Origin of the sequence: Clostridium hominis (assembly GCF_014287825.1) — a bacterium.
GTDB classification, from domain to species: domain Bacteria; phylum Bacillota; class Clostridia; order Clostridiales; family Clostridiaceae; genus Clostridium; species Clostridium hominis.
In genome coordinates, this window is sequence record NZ_JACOOO010000004.1 from 244848 (window position 1) to 262852 (window position 18005).

Genomic DNA, 18005 nt, shown 5'->3' on the forward strand with positions numbered 1-18005 from the left:
CATCCTCCTCATTATCCCATTACTACTTTTACATTATAGGTTCTTCCATCTTCTCCTATATTAATTTTATCTACTTTTATTCCATCTACGGATATCTCTTTAATGCCTTTCATAACATGACTTGGATTTTCTACTTCTATTTTATAAGTTGCTCCCCTCCACTTTCTTTGAGCTTTAAATCCATTCCATTCTCCTGGAATACAAGGATCAATAATTAACTCATCAAATTGAGGTCTAATTCCTAACATATATCTAGTAGCTGAAAAATATGCCCATCCTCCAGTACCTGTCATAAATGGATGTCTAGCTCTTCCGAAAGCTGTATGAGCTTTTCCCATAATAAATTGACAGTATGAATATGGCTCAGCCTCTCTTATTTCTATCATATCATTTTGATAATATGGGCAAAGGGCATTGTAAAATTCCATAGCTCTATCACCACGTCCTAATTTACATTCTGCTGCCCATGCCCAAGGGTTTGGATGACTAAATATTGATGCATTTTCCTTAAGTCCTGGATATACCCTAGTTACAAATCCTATATCTTCATTTGGCTTTGTATATGCTGGTGAATTTAACATAATTCCATAAGGGGTAAATAAGTATTTATATACTGAATCCATAGCCTTAATTCCTTTATCTTTAGGTGCTGCTCCAGATAAAACTGCCCATGAGTTTGATTCTAGGTGAATTTTGCCTTCTTCATCTTCCATAGTTCCAATCTTAGAACCATTTTTAGTTATACCTCGAATATACCATTCTTGGTCCCAAAGCACTTCATCACAAACATTCTTTACCTTTTGTAACATAGCTTCATATTTCTCTATGTCTTCTCTTCTATCTTTAAGTATTGCTATCTCTAAAAAATTATTTATTGCATGGTAATGTAAGAAGGATACTAATGCACTTTCTCCACCACCTAAGTTTAAGCAGTCATTCCAATCTGCACGCAGTCCCTTACAAACCCCTGTTGCTCCTACTTGCTCTGCTGAAAAGTCTAATATCTTTGTCATATGCTCATAAACAGTCCCCTTGCCTCCATCAGCATATGTTAATTCCTCATCTAAAAATTCTACTTCTCCTGTTTCCTTTATATACTCAACAATTGTTGGTATAAGCCATAATGCATCATCTGAACAAGTATCCTCTAGACCATGTATCATATCTGAAACCTTTGGTGTAGGTACTACTGTTGGTGACTTAAATGGTTTTACATCTGTGTCTGGATCAAACCATTCCGGTTGGAATAAATGTAATCCATACCCTTTTGATACAAGACCTCTTAAAAGTTCTACTATCCTTTGCTTACATTTCTCTGGATTTGAATGCGGTACTGTCATAGCATCTTGCGAAGTATCTCTATATCCAAGGCCTGTTCTTCCACCTACTTCAATAAATGAAGCAAATCTTGAAAACATAACATTAATTTCAGCTTGATATAGAGTCCATGTATTTATCAAAGTATTCATACCTTCATTAGGGGTATCTATTTGAAGCGCTTCAAACTTTTCATTCCAAAAATCACCTAAAGCTTGGTATGCTTTATCAACATTTTCTAAGTTACTATACTTTTCACGAATTCCTTTTCCAACTTCTCTTTTGCCTTCTCCAAGCATAAATACTATTCTAATCTCTTCTCCTGGGGCTAAAGTAATCCTCTTATGAAGAGCTCCACAGTGATTGTTCCCCTTTTCGAAACTTCCACTACATACTCCTTTTTCAACTGCTATAGGATTATCTTCTGTTCTGTATGAACCGATAAATTTATCTCTTAAGCAATCAAAGCTATCTGCTTCAAAATTAGCTGTAAAGTATTGATACCCAAACTCTTCATAAAATAAGTCATTTTCTATGATTCCATCTTCATATGATGAACCCGATGCATACATACTCATTTGGAAGTTTTTATTATCCATTTCTATATGATGAAATGAAAATTCTAGGTAAGAAAATACGCTAAGATTTCTTTCTTTATCTGAGTTATTCTTAATCTTTACATCCCATAATTCTACTGGATCATCTATAGGAACACTTAGTTTTTGCTCAGCATGAATTCCTTTATAGTCACACTCATAAACTGTATAAGACATACCATGACGGCATTTATATTTTGCTTCATCAAAAGATTTACCTACTGGTTGCCAAGAAACACTCCAATAATCACTGCTTTCATCATCTCTTAAATAAACGTAATGACCAGGCCTATCCATAGGTATAGCATTAGGTCTAAACCTTGTTACTCTGTGATATTCTGGAGATTTATAAAAAGTATATCCTCCTGCTGTATGATTAATTACAGTACACATATCACGTACTCCAAGATAGTTTGTCCATGAAGTTGGTATGTCTAGCTTGTCTATTACATATTCTCTATTCTCATTATCAAAGTATCCGTATCTCATTATCCCTTCCCCCTCTAATAACTTTTATATCCACCTTATAAACTATTATAGTTTTTAACGTTTACAATTTTAATTGTTAATTATGGGACTTTTTGATTATTATTGTCCTCATCAAATTTAGGAATATCATCAAAGGAATCAAGAGTTCTATTTTGCATTTGCATAGAATTTAACTGCAAATAAAAAAAGCATCTATTCCCGTAGGAATAGTGCTTAAATATCTAAAATATAAATTTATCTAACAAATTCATAATTATTTTTGTAACTACCTATCTTATCAAATAACCAATTTGATATATCATTCATTACTTCAACTTTATTATCTTCATTTAATATCTCATGTCTTTTATCTTTATAAAGCTTATAATTAACATCTTTAATTCCAGTTGATTTTAGCTTATTATATAAATTTAATATTCCCTTACCAAAGAATCCTACAGGGTCCATATCTCCAGCTAAAATGTATATTGGTAAATCTTTAGGTATAGAATTGAAGTTTTCATCTTTATGAATTGCTTTTAATCCTCTTAAAAGATCATAATAAAATGATGCTGAGCATACAAAACCACAATATTCATTATCAATATATTTATCAACCTCTTCTTCTACACTACATAACCAGTCATATGGAGTTCTATTAGGTTTAAACTTTCTATTAAAATCACCAAAAGATAACTTGTCCATCATTTTACTTGTATGCTTTCTTCCAAATAACTTTATTTCTATATTTGATAGTACTATTCCTAGTGGTGCTAATTTAGTTGGTTCACCATTGCTTCCTGAAAGAATTACACCATCTATTTCATTTCCATGCAACTCTATAAATCTTTGGCTAATAAAAGACCCCATACTATGTCCAAATAAATAAATAGGTAATCCCTTGTTCTCTTCTTTAACAGCATTAATTATCTCATATAAATCCCTAACTAACCAATCAAACCCTTCATTATCGGCTATATATCCACGTTCGTCTTTAGTTTTTGCAGTTAACCCATGCCCCCTATGATCATGTCCATACACAATAAACCCTTCGTTATTTAAATGGTTTGCAAATTCATCATATCTTAAAACATTCTCCGTCATTCCATGTGAAATTTGTACTATCCCTTTAATCTCCCCACTTGGAATCCACTTATACACATTTAATTCTACACCATCACTATCTTTGAATCTAAAATTTTCTCTCATTTCACACCTCTAAAACTGTAAGATTAGTTTATTAGAATTATTATATCAAATTTAAACTTTAATTTAATTCTTGATATTAAATTTTACACATTATTAATTATTTTTATTTATCTATAAATAGCACAGTATAATTTTTATCAATGCACGGTATTTCTTTAATATACGATTAAGGACTTATCATTTTCAGACAAGCCCTTATATCTTAAACTATTTATTATACATATAATTATTTAACATATTTACTTAAGAAACTAAATACTTTCTCGTAATAAGTTTCTGGATCAACATCCGGTGCTGCACCATGACCTGCTCCATCGATTACTAGCATGTCCTTTTCACAAGTAGCTGCTTCATATAATCTATAAATCATTTCAGTTGGTACATATGTATCATCTCCTCCATGTGTAAACAACATTGGAGTAGTAGATTTTTTAACTTGTTCTAAAGCTGAAGCTTTGCTAATGTCATATTTAGCTCTTATTTGTGTAACAGCCTTAGCTGCATTTAAAATAGGGAATGATGGAAGTTCAAATCTTTCATATAATTGTGCTTCAAACATCTCCCAAACAGACGTATATCCACAATCTTCTACAATAGCTTTAACGTTAGTTGGTAGCTCTTCGCCTGATACCATCATAACTGTAGCTCCACCCATAGACTCACCGTATAATACCACTTGAGAGTTAGCATCACGCTCTACTACGTAATTTATCCATTTTAACATATCTTTTCTATCTAACTATCCCATACCTATAAATTTACCTTCACTATTTCCATGAGCTCTCATATCTGGAGTTAAAACATTATATCCCTGATTATAGAAATTTAAAGCTATTGGTTGAATATCTTCATGACTTGAAGTATATCCATGAGCTATTATTACCCACTTATCAGTCTTTTTTTCTTGAAAATAAATCTTTCCCCAAAGCTTTAAACCATCTTCTGATTCTATAGTTGCTTCTTCAGTTTTTACATCATCCAACCACTTGTCCACTTCTTCTCTAGATTTTTCTTTATTAGCTACTTCAGCCATAGTTTCTACTGATTCAGGTGCATTTGGATCTACGTTTGCTGCAGTTACTATTCCTTCTTGTCTAAGTAGAGCATATTCAAAGAAATAATTACCCACAAAACCTAATGCCCCCACTATTAGTACTATTATTAATGCAATAATTGATATCACTATCTTTTTTTTCTTACTCATATAAGTCCTCCTAAAATGTATGTATTTTCACATACCATCTGCTATTATTTTAAAGAAAAATATTTTGACAGTCAATATATTTGATTTTATTAATTAATTCTACTAAAATTAAAGACCAGAAAGTTTTCTAAAAACTCCCTGGTCTTACTATTTAATAATCATCAACATCAAATTCGTTATTTCTATAATAATACTTTCTATCTTCTTCCGTTATTTCTCTTATTACTCTACATGGATTTCCTACAGCTATAACATTATCAGGTATGTCCTTTGTGACAACACTTCCAGATCCAATTACAACATTATTACCAATCTTAACTCCTGGATTTATTACAACGCTGCCTCCTACCCATACATTATCACCAATAGTAACAGGAATTCCATATTCATATCCTGAATTTCTTGATTCGGGATGTATTGGATGTCCTGCCGTATAAATTGATACATTAGGAGCAAACATAACATTTTTCCCAATTGTTACCTTTGCAACATCTAATATTACACAATTATAATTAGCAAAGAAATTATTCCCTACCTCTATATTTTTACCATAATCACAACGGAAAGGTTGTTCTACACAAACATCTTCTCCTGTCTTTCCAAGTATATTTTTTATCATTTCTTTCATCTTTTTCTTATCATCTGGACGAGTTAAATTATATTCATGTATCTTTAACTTATTTTCCATTCTCTCTTCTCTTAATCCATCTAACCATGCCCTGTATGGCAATCCTGCTAACATTCTTTCCTTCTGATTCATTCTATACTCCTTTTATCTAAACATCTTTTATCTAACTTAATAATATAATTACATAATAACCTTTATGTAATTAGTCTTACTAATATTAATTTTATTATATATCATTCTTTATTATTTTCATAAAATGAAAGTATCCTTATTTTTTCCTAGAAATAAAATAAAGATAAAGAGAATTATATATCTCTTTATCTTTATTTTGAGTATTAAGGATTTATGAAATTATATGCTGCTCCTATTAGACCAGCATCATTTTCATGCTTACATTTCTCTAATTTACACTCTACAAAATGCCACCAAGGAATTTCTTTTAAAGCATTCTCAAGCTGATAAATTAAATCTTCTCTAGCACTAACTCCTCCACCGATTAAAATCTTTTCTGGATTTAATATTGATGAAAGATTAAATATCATTCTAGCTATATTTCCATACCATTCATGAATAATATTTTCTACATTTTCATCAGTTTCAGCTTCTTTGAAAATTTCATCGCCTAAAACTTCAACAGTTTTATCAAGCTTTTTATATTCTTTATACATATCTATAAGAGCTGTTATTGAAGAATTTTGACTAAGTATTTGATGACCTTCCTTATCTTTAGTCATCATATAACAGAACTCTCCACCTTTGAATTGCTTACCTCTTATAAGCTTATTATTTAAGTAAATTCCTCCACCTATCCCAGTTCCTATAGTTACACATATAAAATCTTCACATTCTGTAGCATTTCCGCTGAACTTTTCTGCTAAAGCAACACAATTAGCATCATTCTCAACTCTAACTTCTAAGTTAGTTCTAGAAGCTAATTCATCCTGTAGCTTATAATTTTCTATAAATCTTAAATGACTACATGCTATAGGTATTCCAGCTCTATTATTAATAAAGCCTGGCATACTAATTGATACTCCTAAAACATCACTATGATCATTATATAAATTTACTATTTCACATAGTTCATTAACAAAGTCTTCTGCTCCACTTTTTACTGTCGCTCTCTTATCTTTACATAGAACTGTTCCAGCTTCATTTACAAGTCCATATTTTATAAAAGTCCCGCCTATATCGATTGAAATTACTTTTTTCATAACTCTTACTTCCCTTTAATAGTTTATCTCCACCATCTGATGACCATTTATCTTATCTACTGTAAACTCTAAAGTTCCATCTATAACACTAAACTTAACCTCTTCATTTTGTGGAACTAATGTAACACTCTTAGGTAATTTGTCTAAATTCAACTTCATTTCTAAGTTATATAGAGGTATTACATCTTCGATTACATCTATCCTTTGACATCTTCTTTCTGGAATATAATGAAGTAGGTGAAGTACATATCTATTTTCATTTTCCTGCTCATTTAAAGTGCTTATTATAGTGCTAGGTCCATTATGATTAACTAATCTATTTTCTAATAATATATCTATAGCATTAATAAATAACTTCTTACACCAAACAGATCCATAGTTATGATATTGAGAGAATATCTTATGAGCAAAGTATATTGAATTATCCCCCTTTATAATAGCTGGTCCATATATTTTCCCTGAGCTTGGTGCATGTTGATGAGAGCAAAAATGTTCTGGTGTTCTATTGAAATAAGGCTCTATTGAGTTACATAGTACCTCTCCACCTTCTTCTACAGAAACCTTTGATGAATCCTCATACATAACATATTCTGTATTATATAAATCTTTAGATATTTTGCCTTCTGGTACTACAAATGTTGGAGTAAATTCTCCTTTACCTTCATATTTTACTTTTAAAGATGGTATATTAAATCTAGTTTTCTCTTCATTTAGTCCACCTTCATATACAGCTATTATTTTACCACCATCTTTGATAAATTTCTCTATTTTATTCTTGAAATCATCATTTACTATTACCCTTTCTTCTGGTAATACTAACAATTTATATTTACTAAACTCCATAGAACTATCAATAATATCAAATTGAAGTGACGCTTCTTGTAACATTCTAGTTACTCCAGTTATTGAAGGTTTTAACCCAAATGGACTTTTTGAATCATAGTCTATAAATTCTTCTGGGGTAAATACTGCTATCTCACAAACTGCCTTTGCATCTTCACACCAAGGTTCTTTCTTTTCAACTTCACTATAAACTTTACCAATTAAATCATAGACTTCCTTAGATATCTTTCCATTAGGATCTAATTGATCTCCAATAGAGCATTTTGTATTTTGCGCTAGCATATGGAAGCATTCATATTGAAGTGCAGCTAAATTTTTAAATGAGTGGAAATCTCCCCAATAAGTGTGGAACTTTCCTGTCATCCCTAAGCAATCCTTCCCTAAATTTCTAGCATATCTAACAGTTGTAGGGAAATGCATGTATCCCCATCCTCCACTTGGCAATGACTCAATTTCAATATGACTATAATTATCTATTCCACCTTTAAGTTGTGGACTTATATGTGAACCATTATAGAATATAGTTACACTTGGATTTATTTCATTAATAAATTCAGTCATTTCTTTCTTAAATTCATTAAGCATCTTTTCAGAGAACTTTAATCTTTCTCCTCTTATTGTGTAGTCAATCCCCTGTTCTTCCATACTCTTTTTACACTTTTCACAAGCGCAAGGAACTACCATAACTATATCAAAAAATAATCCGTCACACTCTGGGAACATTTCTAATATTTCTCTTACATGATTCTTTAAAAATGTTCTATATTCATTATTTACACATAAAAACTCATAAAACCCTGGTTTTCCACCCTCACCTTTTATTATGCTACCATCTATATCTTTAGAAACCCATTCTGGATGCTCATCATAAGTGAACTTGTCCCACTGAACTGGTAAGTATATTGGTGCTTTAATTCCTCTTTCATGACATGCTTCTATTTGTTCTTTTAACAAATTCTTATTAGCAAGATGCGGATGAATTCTTTCCTTATTAATCTTTGAATCATAATATAAATATCCATGATGACATCTAGCAAAGCAAGTTATAGAATTAACCCTAGCTTTTTCTAATATTTCTCCAAATTCTTCTTTATTAAAATCTTTACCTATACCTTCTATTAATGGACTTGTATGAAAATCTAAATGTATTTGCCTACTTCTTGTCTTATATCCCATAATAATTCTCCTCTAACCTTAATTTTATAATAATTTATCCTTTAACAGCTCCTGCTGTAATACCTTTTTCAACATGCTTTTGGCACAGAACATAAATCACAATAATTGGTATTATAAACATACTTATAGCTGCGAATATTGCACCTTTATCTGATGAATATCTTCCATTTAAGCTCATAAGTGCTACTGAGATATTATATTTTGACTTATCAGTTAAGAACATAAGAGCAAATATAAACTCATTATATACACCTAAGAATGTAAATATTGATACTGTAGCTGCTGCTGGCTTACTAAGTGGTAATAATATTCTAAATAACAATCTTAATCTTCCACAACCATCAATTGTAGCGGCTTCATCAATTTCTTTGCTTATGCCCTTCATATACCCAGTCATCATTATTACCGCAAACGGTAATTGGAACGTTGCATAAAGGAATATAAGTGGTATAAGTTTGTTCTTAAATCCATATCTATTTATAATATCTGCTATTGGAATTATTGTTGTATGCATTGGAATTGTTAACCCTATTACGAAATATGTCAAAACTAAATTTCTAAGTTTAAATCCTGTTCTTGTTATTACATAAGCAACTAATGTTGAAAGTAATACTACTAAAACAGTTGTTGATATAGATAAGAAAAATGAATTAAATATGGCAGTTGAAATATTCGCCTTCTCCATTGCAGTTTGATAGTTAGTAAAATCTATACTATTAGGAAGTGAAAATGCATTACCATATATTTCGTTAGTGCTTTTAAATGATGATATTAATGTAAAAATCAATGGTGCAATACTTAAAATAGCCCATATTATCGCACATACGTACATAAGATACTTTATTATTTTATTTTCTTTATTATTTAGCATATTCTGTTCCCCCCTTTACGCATATTCTTTCTCTTTAAATACTCTATTTAATATTAACGTACATATTATTGATGCTATTAATATTAACATACCTATTGAACTACCATATCCAAAGTTGTTATATTTAAACGCCTGGTCATACAATAATGTTACTGGAACATCTGTAGCTCCCCCTGGCCCTCCACCAGTCATAACGTAAATTATGTCAAAAACCTTGAATGATCCTACTATAGACAATACTGAGAATATTTTGAAACTTTCTTTCATTAAAGGTAAAACTATGTGTATTTGCTCTTTAAATCCATCAGCCCCATCTATTTTAGCAGCTTCTATTAAGTCATCTGATATATTAGTTAATCCTGCTATAAAAATAATCATATTATATCCTATAAATACCCATGCATTTACCAATGCAACAGTAAATATTGCAATCTTAGGATTGCCTAACCAGTCTTGTTGCGCCATTCCTAGACCTATTTTCATTAACAATGTATTTAATGCTCCACCTGATTTATATAAAATTAATGTCCACATTAACCCTGTTGCAGCACTTGGTAATATTGATGGTAGGAAATAGACTGTTTTAAAAAATCTCTTTCCTTTAATGTATTTACTGCTAACCATTAAAGCTAGTAAGTACGCAAATGGCATAATTATAAGAAAACTTACTCCTATAAAAACTGCTACATTTTTTAAAGCATTATAAAATGCTGGATCTTTAAATATATTAATAAAATTTTGTAAACCCACAAACTCCTTAGAAATAGCTGGAATTCCATTCCACTTTACAAATGATAAATAAAATGACTTAAATACAGGCGCAATATAAAAAAATGTATATATAAAAATTGCTGGAAGTAAAAACGCTATAAAAACAGTATTATTTTTTAGAATTTTCTTTAGCTTAGATTTCTTAAGATTATTATTCTTTTTACTTTTTATATTGATTTTTTCTAAATTTTCTTCTATTGATTGCTGATTTTCTGTTACGACCCTTCTCATTTTTTAACCTCCCTAGTTCCCTTAATACTAGATAAAGCGGGTCGTATTTTCCACGACCCTCCTATTAAAAGCTTGTCTCCAAACTTACTGCATATCTGTTACTTTTTGTATTCTAGCTAAAGTATCATCTACGCTAGTTCCAGCAAACATACCTTGTATAGCATCTCTTATTTCTTCTCTTAATTGTGGATTTTTAGCATAATCTCCTGGCTCTAATTTAGTATCTTGAACATCAACAAAAACCTCATTAAACTCTTTAGCTATTGGTGTAATATCATCAATTTCTTCCATTGTAGTAACAGGGAAAATTCCACCTTTAGCAATTTTTTGTGATTCATTGTATGCATCCGCATCTGTTAAATATTTTAATAATTTAATTGATGCTTCTAATCTTTCTTCACCATTATTAGCAGATATACTTATTCCTTCTGAAGTTCCTGAATGCCAGTTGTTTTTGTATTCTGGATACTTTTCAAAATAAGGGAATGGTATAAATCCAAATCTCTCTGGATTTTCAGCTTCACTAATTTGTGTCATAAACCATGATCCATTTATATGCATTGGAGTCTCACCGTTTAAGAATAAAGCTTGTTCACCTGTTGCATCTAATGTTGTAATATTATCTCCTAAGTAACCTTTCTTTTGCCAGCTAGACATTACTTCAAATACTTCCTTCATAGCTGTATCATTCCACTTAGTTTCTCCATCAATAACAGACTTTGTATAATCAAAATTTTCTCTTTTTAATATTAAATTTGCTAAAAGATGTGCACCTCTAAAGTTGTCTTTGTCACCTAAAGCAAATGGTGTAATTCCTTTTGACATAAATGCATCACATACTTTTTCAAATTCTTCTATAGTCTTAGGTACCTCTAAACCATTTTGTGCAAATAAATCTTTGTTATAATAAACTCCTGTAGCAAAACATGCTACTGGAACTCCATAGAACCCTTCTATATCTTCATATTTCCATGCATCTAACATTGTTGGAATATACTTATCAGCCCATTCCTTATCCTCAGCAGCCACTTTGCTTAAATCATAGAATAATCCACTTTCAACATAATCTTGGAATTGAGTTCCCCCGTAATTAACAAAGATATCTGGAGCATCCCCTGTTGCTATAGATGTTTTAAACATATTGTTATATGTTGCTTCATCACCAATAGCTTCATGTTCAACTTTAATATTAGGATTTTCATCCATGAAGCTCTCTATTCTACTATTAAAAACAATGTCATCTGGTCCTTGGTCACTACTATATCTTGATAGCACCTTTATAGTTACAATATCGCCTCCTTCACTACTCATGTTGGAACCTTTATTTCCACATCCAACTAATGAAGTCATAGTAATCGCAGCTAAAACTAAGCCAATAATTTTTTTTCTCATAAAACCTCTCCCTACCTTTCATTTTCTATGATTCTATGTTAACATTTACATTAATGGGATTAAATGTATTATTTTTGATGTACATTGTACTATTTTTAGAATTTATTTGGAGCTTGCTTTATGGAAATTAACTTTTTTAAATTTAAATCAATCAAAGATAAAGTATTCTATTTCTCATTTTGTGTAACTTTATCAATCATATTACTTCTGATTTTTATAGCATATTTTATTTCATATAACACTATAAAGAGTAATTCTATATCTAGAGAATTAGATACACTTGAGATAATAGGTAATCAAACTAACATAGTTTTAAATTCTGCTGAATCGAGCGCCACCGGAATTATTATTGATTCAGAAGTTCAAAATATACTAACTAATTGTAGTATAAATAATATCTATCCTAGTGAAGCAGATATATTAAATGTTCAAAGAGCTATAGATAACAGTATGTACAAAAATTCTGTTATATCCGGAGTTATATTACATTCTATTGATAACTTTGCATTTAAAACAAATAATAAACTTATTAGTTTTGTAAATTATGATATGGAGTTTAACAAATGGTATGGTGCTATTTCTGATACAACCGGAAAGTATTATCTTTATACAATAAAACAAATTTTTAATATGCATACAGGAAAACTAATTGGATCTTTAGAAATCTTTGTTGACGAATCTACTCTATCTACAAACTATACCAATGATAATTATAGTAAATTCTCTGATTTCTTTTTGATTAATGATGAAGGTTTTATAGTTTCCTCATCTAATCAAAATGAAATTTCTGATAATATTTTCAATCTTAGAAAAAACTTAGAATTTGCTGATTCAACAGATTCTATAAAGATAATAAATAATAGAAAAGAAGATAAATTAACACTTATGCTATATCATAGCAAATTAGAGTGGAACATAGTTGCTGATATATACTTAAAGGATTTAATTAAAAATAAAGAATTACTTATTATATCATTAATACTTTTAACATTCATAGGTTTATTATGTTCTTATGCTCTTTCTAAAACCATTGCAAAATCTATTATAAAGCCAATAAATAATCTATCTTTTGCTATAAACCAAGTAGAAAAAGGTAATTGGTCAACAGAAATAGAAATTTTATCTGATGATGAGATAGGTTTGCTTTCAAGAAAATTTAATCATCTTATTATATATATTAAAAATTTACTTAATAAAATAACTGTTGAACAAAATAAAAAGAAAGAGTTTGAGTTTGAACTAATTCAGTTACAAATAAAGCCTCACTTTTTATATAACTCACTTGAAAATATTTCTGCTCTAGTTGAACTTGAAATGAATGACGAGGCTGTAGATATGATTTCAAATCTTTCAACCTTTTATAGAGGTGCCTTAAGCAAAGGAAATAATATTATTTCAATCAAGGACGAGCTTTCCTTAACAGAAAGTTACTTAAAGATTATGAAGCTTAGATATTATGACATTTTTGATTATGATATTATCTGCGATTCCAATTTGGAACAATTTTCTTGTCCAAAACTTTTAATTCAACCATTAGTAGAAAATGCTATCTACCATGGTTTAAAAAATAATGATGATAAAGGCAAAGTAATAGTTTCTATTGAATCTCTTAATGATGAATTAAAAATAACTATAGAAGATACTGGTGTAGGAATGACAGAAGCTGAATTAAAAAAAGTAATTAACGGTAATATATCATCTTCAGCAAAAGGTGGATTTGCCGTAAAAAATACTATAGAACGTTTAAATTTGTTTTATCATAATAATTGCATTTTTAAAATTAAAAGTAAAAAGAATTTTGGAACTACTATCACGATAGTAATCCCTGCAATAAGAAAGGAGTTATACAGCGATGAATATACTTTTAGTTGATGATGAATATCTTATTAGAGCAAAACTTTTAAAGTATTTAAGAGATAGTAATTTTACATTTGATAAGACTTTTGAAGCTTCAGATGGCTTAGAGGCCTTGGAAATCATTAGAAATAACCCTATTGATATAGCAATAATCGATATACAAATGCCTAAATTAACAGGTATTGAACTCCTGCAAAATCTAAGAGCTGAATCTTATCAAACTAATGTAATATTTCTTACAGGTTTTGAGAGATTTGAATATGCTAGACAGGCTATTAAATATAATATAGTAGAATATCTGCTTAAGCCTGTAAAAAAGTCTGACCTTTATACTGCTATAGATAAATGTATTTCTTTAATAAAAAAATCTGACCAAAACTTAGTAGCTTTAAAAGAATTAGATGAAAAATCAAAATATCAATATATAATAGATTCTCTTTATAATGACGTAGATATAACTAGTTCTCCCCTTAATATTAAGAGTGATAATTTTATTCTTGTATCAGTAGAATTGTCAAAGGAATCTTATATAACTGATTTGTATAACTTTTTAAATAATAACTTTAAACCCTATGACGTTATTTATGGTATTTCTAAAAGAAACAAAATAATAGTTATTAACTCAATATATTCTGATTCAATGAGGGAGTTGTTTAACTCTCTAGTTGAAAAGAGAATATTATCCTATTGCTATTTTAATAAAAACTGTAAAGATATTAAAAAAATTAAGGATTCTTTCTTTGAATGTATTACTTTATTTCCATCTAAGATTTTTTACAATGAGTTTTCAATATTCACTTTTAAGGATATTAAATATAAAACTTACTCACTACCCGAAAATCTTAAGCTTGACTTCGAACTATTAGCACGCTCTGACAGCGAAAATAGCTTAATAAATAAGTTTGAATTTTATTTAAATGAGATAAACGTAACCAAAGATGTACACGCCCTAAAATTACTGGTTAATTATTTCTTGTCATCAATAGAAGATGTATTTTTAGGAGGTAACGGTGAGTATTTATCTTTAATAAATCTTGATCATCTTACAAACAATTTATTATATACAAGCAAAGATATAACTTCTATTAAGATGTATTGTTGTACTTATTATGAACGCTTAACAAAAGAACAATCTAAGGTTAAAAACACTAAAAATTCTGTTTCCTCAAAAACAATACTAAAAGTTAAAGATTATATAGATCAGAATTACTATTCCGATGATATGAATTTAGATTATTTATCATCTCATTTTTATATTAATAGCTGCCATTTGAGCTCTACCTTTAAAAAAATCACAGGTGAGAGCTTAGTTGAATATATAACAAAAAGACGTATTTCTGAAGCTAAATCCCTACTTAAAAATGATGATAGAAAACTTGCAGAAGTAGCTGAAAAAGTAGGTTATAAAGACTACTATTACTTTAGTAAACTATTTAAAAAGCATGTAGGTATATCACCACTTAAATATAAACAAACATCTAACATCTAAAATTAAGATAGTAGTATATAATTTACGCTGAAATGCCCCCTGTCATGTATACAGGAGGCATTTTAATACATATTTTTTATTTACATTATATATTAAGTCTATATTAAATTATATCTTCTTAATAATTCTTCAATTATAGTTCCCTCAATTTCTTTAGCTATTTTCTTTTCTACTAATTTAGCTTTTAGGGGCAACTTAATATCTGTTAATTTCTTACCATCCATCATTTTAGAAGTTGAATCTAATAAAACTCTTATATCATAGCAAGAACCAAATACTTCAGGCACTCCTCTATCAATATTTAAAAGAGTATATACCGCTTCCATAGCTGTTCTTACTGAGTACTCTGTTGTAAATACTGTATCACGAACTGTATCTGCAAATTGACCTAAGAATGCAAAGTTAACACATCCATCTGGCACAACCTTTGGTCTATCCCCTGCTGTTCTTGGCATAAAGAATGCAGTAATATAAGGCATCATACAAGGTATACATCTAGCCGAATTCTTAGCCATATCTGGTATTTCTTCTACTGGAACACCTAAATGGTATAACCATTCTTGTGTAATTTCATATCCTGTACATTCTTTCATCGGTTTCTTTATAAAATCTCCTGGTCTATCAGTAAATAATCCATAAACCCATACAACAAGTTGATCATCTGGTTGCTCTTTAAAATGAGGTTGACGATTTAAAGTATAACTCATTAACCATGAAGAATCCTTGACAGTTATTATACCTCCTGTAACAACTTTTCCACTAAATGGATCACGCTTGCATACTTTTTGAATATATGGAGGTATTCTATTATCTAAAGTAGTTACTGTAGCTGATTCCCAATTAGTAGCTTGAATATTAGTACAGAACTTATCTGGATTACCAAATGAAGAATCTTGAGCTGCAATGTTTCTCCATAGCTTCCAGCAACCACCTTCTTCAGTATTTAATTCTGCTGGATGATCATGATCTCCATAGCTAGAACTTTCAGTACAACTACCATTTGTAACAAATACCAAGTCATCTTCAACTAAATCAATAACTTCTTCTTCACCGTTATGGATACAAATAATTTGTTTTGCAATCTTTCTATCTCCATATTTCTCAAATATTACATTAGTAACTTGAGTATTATATTGGAAATCAACTCCATTCGCTTCTAGATATTTAACCATTGGTAATATTAGAGATTCATATTGATTATATTTAGTAAACTTTAGTGCTGAAAAGTCTGGAAGTCCACCGATATGATGAATAAACCTTTGAATATATAACTTCATTTCTAATGCACTATGCCATTCTTCAAAAGCAAACATTGTTCTCCAATATAACCAGAAGTTTGAGCTAAAGAAATCTTCTGTAAAAACATCTTCAATCTTCTTATCATATAAATCTTCATCTCTAGTTAAAAATAATTGAACAATTTCCATAGATGCTTTATCTGATAATCCAAATTTACCATCAGTATGAGCATCTTCTCCCCTATTTACTGTAGCTCTCATTAAAGAGTAGTTTGGATCTTTTTTATTAAGCCAATAATATTCATCTAATACAGATACTCCTTCGGTTTCTATTGAAGGAATTGATCTAAATAAATCCCATAAACATTCAAAATGATTTTCCATTTCACGCCCACCACGTATAATAAACCCTCTTTGAGCATCATTAATTCCATCACAAGCTCCACCTGGTAGATTTAGCTCTTCTAAAATGTGAATATGTTCCCCTTTCATTTGTCCATCACGAACTAAGAAACATGCAGCTGATAAAGATGCTAAACCTGCTCCTACAAGATATGCTGACTTTCTATCTACATCTGCTGGTTTTTCTGGACGAGCAAATGCTTCATAATTTCCATTACTATAATACATAAAAAATCCTCCCTCATATAATCATTAAATTTATATACTTATACTATTACTCTGAGAGAACTTCTTCTATAGACAAAATCAGTACTATGTCAAAGCTTTAAACATACCCTTAAAAGTGTATAAATTTTAGACAAACTCCATTATTTGTCTAAAATTAAAAACTCTATTAGACTAAACTTTGCATCTTAAATATATGCTAGTAAAATCTAATAGAGTTTTATTTCTATCTATCTCTTCTATAACTTTCTAAAGCTTTTTCAATATTACCTGAAATCAACATATTTAATCTTTCAATTATTTCAGCTGGTTCTTCCTTCATTCCTTTTCTAACCCACTCAAGTACAAGTCCTACAAATCCATATTTATAAAAATCTGCAATAAAAGACTTATCCTTATCTTTAACCGACATACCTTTAGCTTTTTCTTCTACTACTCCAATTAAAAGTAAATAAGTTTCATTATATAAATAACGTTCTAAGTATTCTCTACTTAGAGAGTTGTATGTATTAAGAACAAAAGATTTGTTGTCTAAGATATACTTAAATATTTCATACAGCCCTTCTTGCCATGTATCATAAGTTTTTTTATCCCCTATAGCTCTTGTTGCATCATTAGTATAAACCCACTCCAACAAATCATATATATCCTTAAAGTGATAATAAAATGTTTGTCTATTTACTTCACAATCTTCAGTAATATCTGTGACCTTTATCTTATCTAACGGCTTTTGTTCCATTAATTTTTTTATTGAAGCTTCAAAAGCTCTCTTAGTTGTTTGTGACATACATTTATCCAAACCTCCTTTTATAAATATTAGAAGTCCTAAAGATATTTTGTAGTAAATTTTATCCTAAAAAAAACTCTATATTTA

At 29.8% G+C, this 18005-nt stretch carries 14 protein-coding genes; 2 read left to right on the forward strand and 12 right to left on the reverse strand.

Going from position 1 to position 18005, the window contains the following annotated elements:
• Positions 1-11 precede the first annotated feature (11 nt).
• The 10 genes from H8S20_RS02940 to H8S20_RS02980 all read right to left on the reverse strand — a co-directional run bounded on the left by H8S20_RS02940 (position 12) and on the right by H8S20_RS02980 (position 11920).
• Positions 12-2402, reverse strand: coding sequence for a glycoside hydrolase family 94 protein (locus tag H8S20_RS02940; RefSeq protein ID WP_186859242.1), 2391 nt, complete (start codon positions 2400-2402; stop codon positions 12-14).
• Between the two features lie 234 nt (positions 2403-2636).
• Positions 2637-3590 (reverse strand): alpha/beta hydrolase, encoded by a 954-nt coding sequence (locus tag H8S20_RS02945; protein WP_186859243.1) that lies wholly within the window; start codon positions 3588-3590, stop codon positions 2637-2639.
• 226 nt (positions 3591-3816) lie between these two features.
• The gene (locus tag H8S20_RS20310; RefSeq protein ID WP_207725233.1) at positions 3817-4314 is read right to left on the reverse strand and encodes an alpha/beta hydrolase; all 498 of its coding nucleotides are present in this window, start codon (positions 4312-4314) and stop codon (positions 3817-3819) included.
• Positions 4315-4329: 15 nt separating this feature from the next.
• Complete coding sequence (locus tag H8S20_RS20315) at positions 4330-4794, reverse strand: serine aminopeptidase domain-containing protein (RefSeq protein WP_207725234.1); 465 nt, start codon at positions 4792-4794, stop codon at positions 4330-4332.
• A 151-nt stretch (positions 4795-4945) separates the two neighbouring features.
• On the reverse strand, positions 4946-5554 hold the full coding sequence (locus H8S20_RS02955; protein WP_186859244.1) for a sugar O-acetyltransferase: 609 nt from the start codon (positions 5552-5554) through the stop codon (positions 4946-4948).
• Positions 5555-5757: 203 nt separating this feature from the next.
• Complete coding sequence (locus H8S20_RS02960) at positions 5758-6636, reverse strand: ROK family protein (RefSeq protein WP_186859245.1); 879 nt, start codon at positions 6634-6636, stop codon at positions 5758-5760.
• Positions 6637-6651: 15 nt separating this feature from the next.
• Complete coding sequence (locus tag H8S20_RS02965) at positions 6652-8655, reverse strand: beta-galactosidase trimerization domain-containing protein (protein ID WP_186859246.1); 2004 nt, start codon at positions 8653-8655, stop codon at positions 6652-6654.
• A gap of 34 nt (positions 8656-8689) precedes the next feature.
• Positions 8690-9526, reverse strand: coding sequence for a carbohydrate ABC transporter permease (locus tag H8S20_RS02970; RefSeq protein WP_032119808.1), 837 nt, complete (start codon positions 9524-9526; stop codon positions 8690-8692).
• Positions 9527-9541: 15 nt separating this feature from the next.
• On the reverse strand, positions 9542-10528 hold the full coding sequence (locus H8S20_RS02975) for a carbohydrate ABC transporter permease (protein WP_081921806.1): 987 nt from the start codon (positions 10526-10528) through the stop codon (positions 9542-9544).
• Positions 10529-10612: 84 nt separating this feature from the next.
• Complete coding sequence (locus H8S20_RS02980) at positions 10613-11920, reverse strand: ABC transporter substrate-binding protein (protein WP_042282119.1); 1308 nt, start codon at positions 11918-11920, stop codon at positions 10613-10615.
• Between the two features lie 120 nt (positions 11921-12040).
• Here H8S20_RS02980 and H8S20_RS02985 point away from each other — a divergent pair, with 120 nt between their 5' ends.
• A complete protein-coding gene (locus H8S20_RS02985) occupies positions 12041-13792 on the forward strand; it encodes a sensor histidine kinase (RefSeq protein WP_186859247.1) in 1752 nt (583 codons plus the stop codon).
• The gene (locus tag H8S20_RS02990) at positions 13773-15266 is read left to right on the forward strand and encodes a response regulator transcription factor (protein ID WP_186859248.1); all 1494 of its coding nucleotides are present in this window, start codon (positions 13773-13775) and stop codon (positions 15264-15266) included. The genes H8S20_RS02985 and H8S20_RS02990 overlap by 20 nt, the downstream gene beginning before the upstream one ends.
• A gap of 98 nt (positions 15267-15364) precedes the next feature.
• Here H8S20_RS02990 and H8S20_RS02995 read toward each other — a convergent pair whose 3' ends face one another.
• Both H8S20_RS02995 and H8S20_RS03000 read right to left on the reverse strand, forming a co-directional pair.
• Complete coding sequence (locus H8S20_RS02995; protein ID WP_186859249.1) at positions 15365-17134, reverse strand: oleate hydratase; 1770 nt, start codon at positions 17132-17134, stop codon at positions 15365-15367.
• Positions 17135-17357: 223 nt separating this feature from the next.
• Positions 17358-17918 carry a TetR/AcrR family transcriptional regulator gene (locus H8S20_RS03000; protein WP_032119812.1) on the reverse strand — a complete coding sequence of 187 codons (561 nt, stop codon included), beginning with the start codon at positions 17916-17918 and terminating at the stop codon, positions 17358-17360.
• Between the last annotated feature and the right edge of the window lie 87 nt (positions 17919-18005).

Coding starts and splice junctions, on each gene's coding strand:
- H8S20_RS02940 (WP_186859242.1), bottom strand. CDS start 2,402: ATGAGATACGGATACTTTGATAATGAGAATAGAGAATATGTAATAGAC.
- H8S20_RS02945 (WP_186859243.1), bottom strand. CDS start 3,590: ATGAGAGAAAATTTTAGATTCAAAGATAGTGATGGTGTAGAATTAAAT.
- H8S20_RS20310 (WP_207725233.1), bottom strand. CDS start 4,314: ATGTTAAAATGGATAAATTACGTAGTAGAGCGTGATGCTAACTCTCAA.
- H8S20_RS20315 (WP_207725234.1), bottom strand. CDS start 4,794: ATGAGTAAGAAAAAAAAGATAGTGATATCAATTATTGCATTAATAATA.
- H8S20_RS02955 (WP_186859244.1), bottom strand. CDS start 5,554: ATGAATCAGAAGGAAAGAATGTTAGCAGGATTGCCATACAGGGCATGG.
- H8S20_RS02960 (WP_186859245.1), bottom strand. CDS start 6,636: ATGAAAAAAGTAATTTCAATCGATATAGGCGGGACTTTTATAAAATAT.
- H8S20_RS02965 (WP_186859246.1), bottom strand. CDS start 8,655: ATGGGATATAAGACAAGAAGTAGGCAAATACATTTAGATTTTCATACA.
- H8S20_RS02970 (WP_032119808.1), bottom strand. CDS start 9,526: ATGCTAAATAATAAAGAAAATAAAATAATAAAGTATCTTATGTACGTA.
- H8S20_RS02975 (WP_081921806.1), bottom strand. CDS start 10,528: ATGAGAAGGGTCGTAACAGAAAATCAGCAATCAATAGAAGAAAATTTA.
- H8S20_RS02980 (WP_042282119.1), bottom strand. CDS start 11,920: ATGAGAAAAAAAATTATTGGCTTAGTTTTAGCTGCGATTACTATGACT.
- H8S20_RS02985 (WP_186859247.1), top strand. CDS start 12,041: ATGGAAATTAACTTTTTTAAATTTAAATCAATCAAAGATAAAGTATTC.
- H8S20_RS02990 (WP_186859248.1), top strand. CDS start 13,773: ATGAATATACTTTTAGTTGATGATGAATATCTTATTAGAGCAAAACTT.
- H8S20_RS02995 (WP_186859249.1), bottom strand. CDS start 17,134: ATGTATTATAGTAATGGAAATTATGAAGCATTTGCTCGTCCAGAAAAA.
- H8S20_RS03000 (WP_032119812.1), bottom strand. CDS start 17,918: ATGTCACAAACAACTAAGAGAGCTTTTGAAGCTTCAATAAAAAAATTA.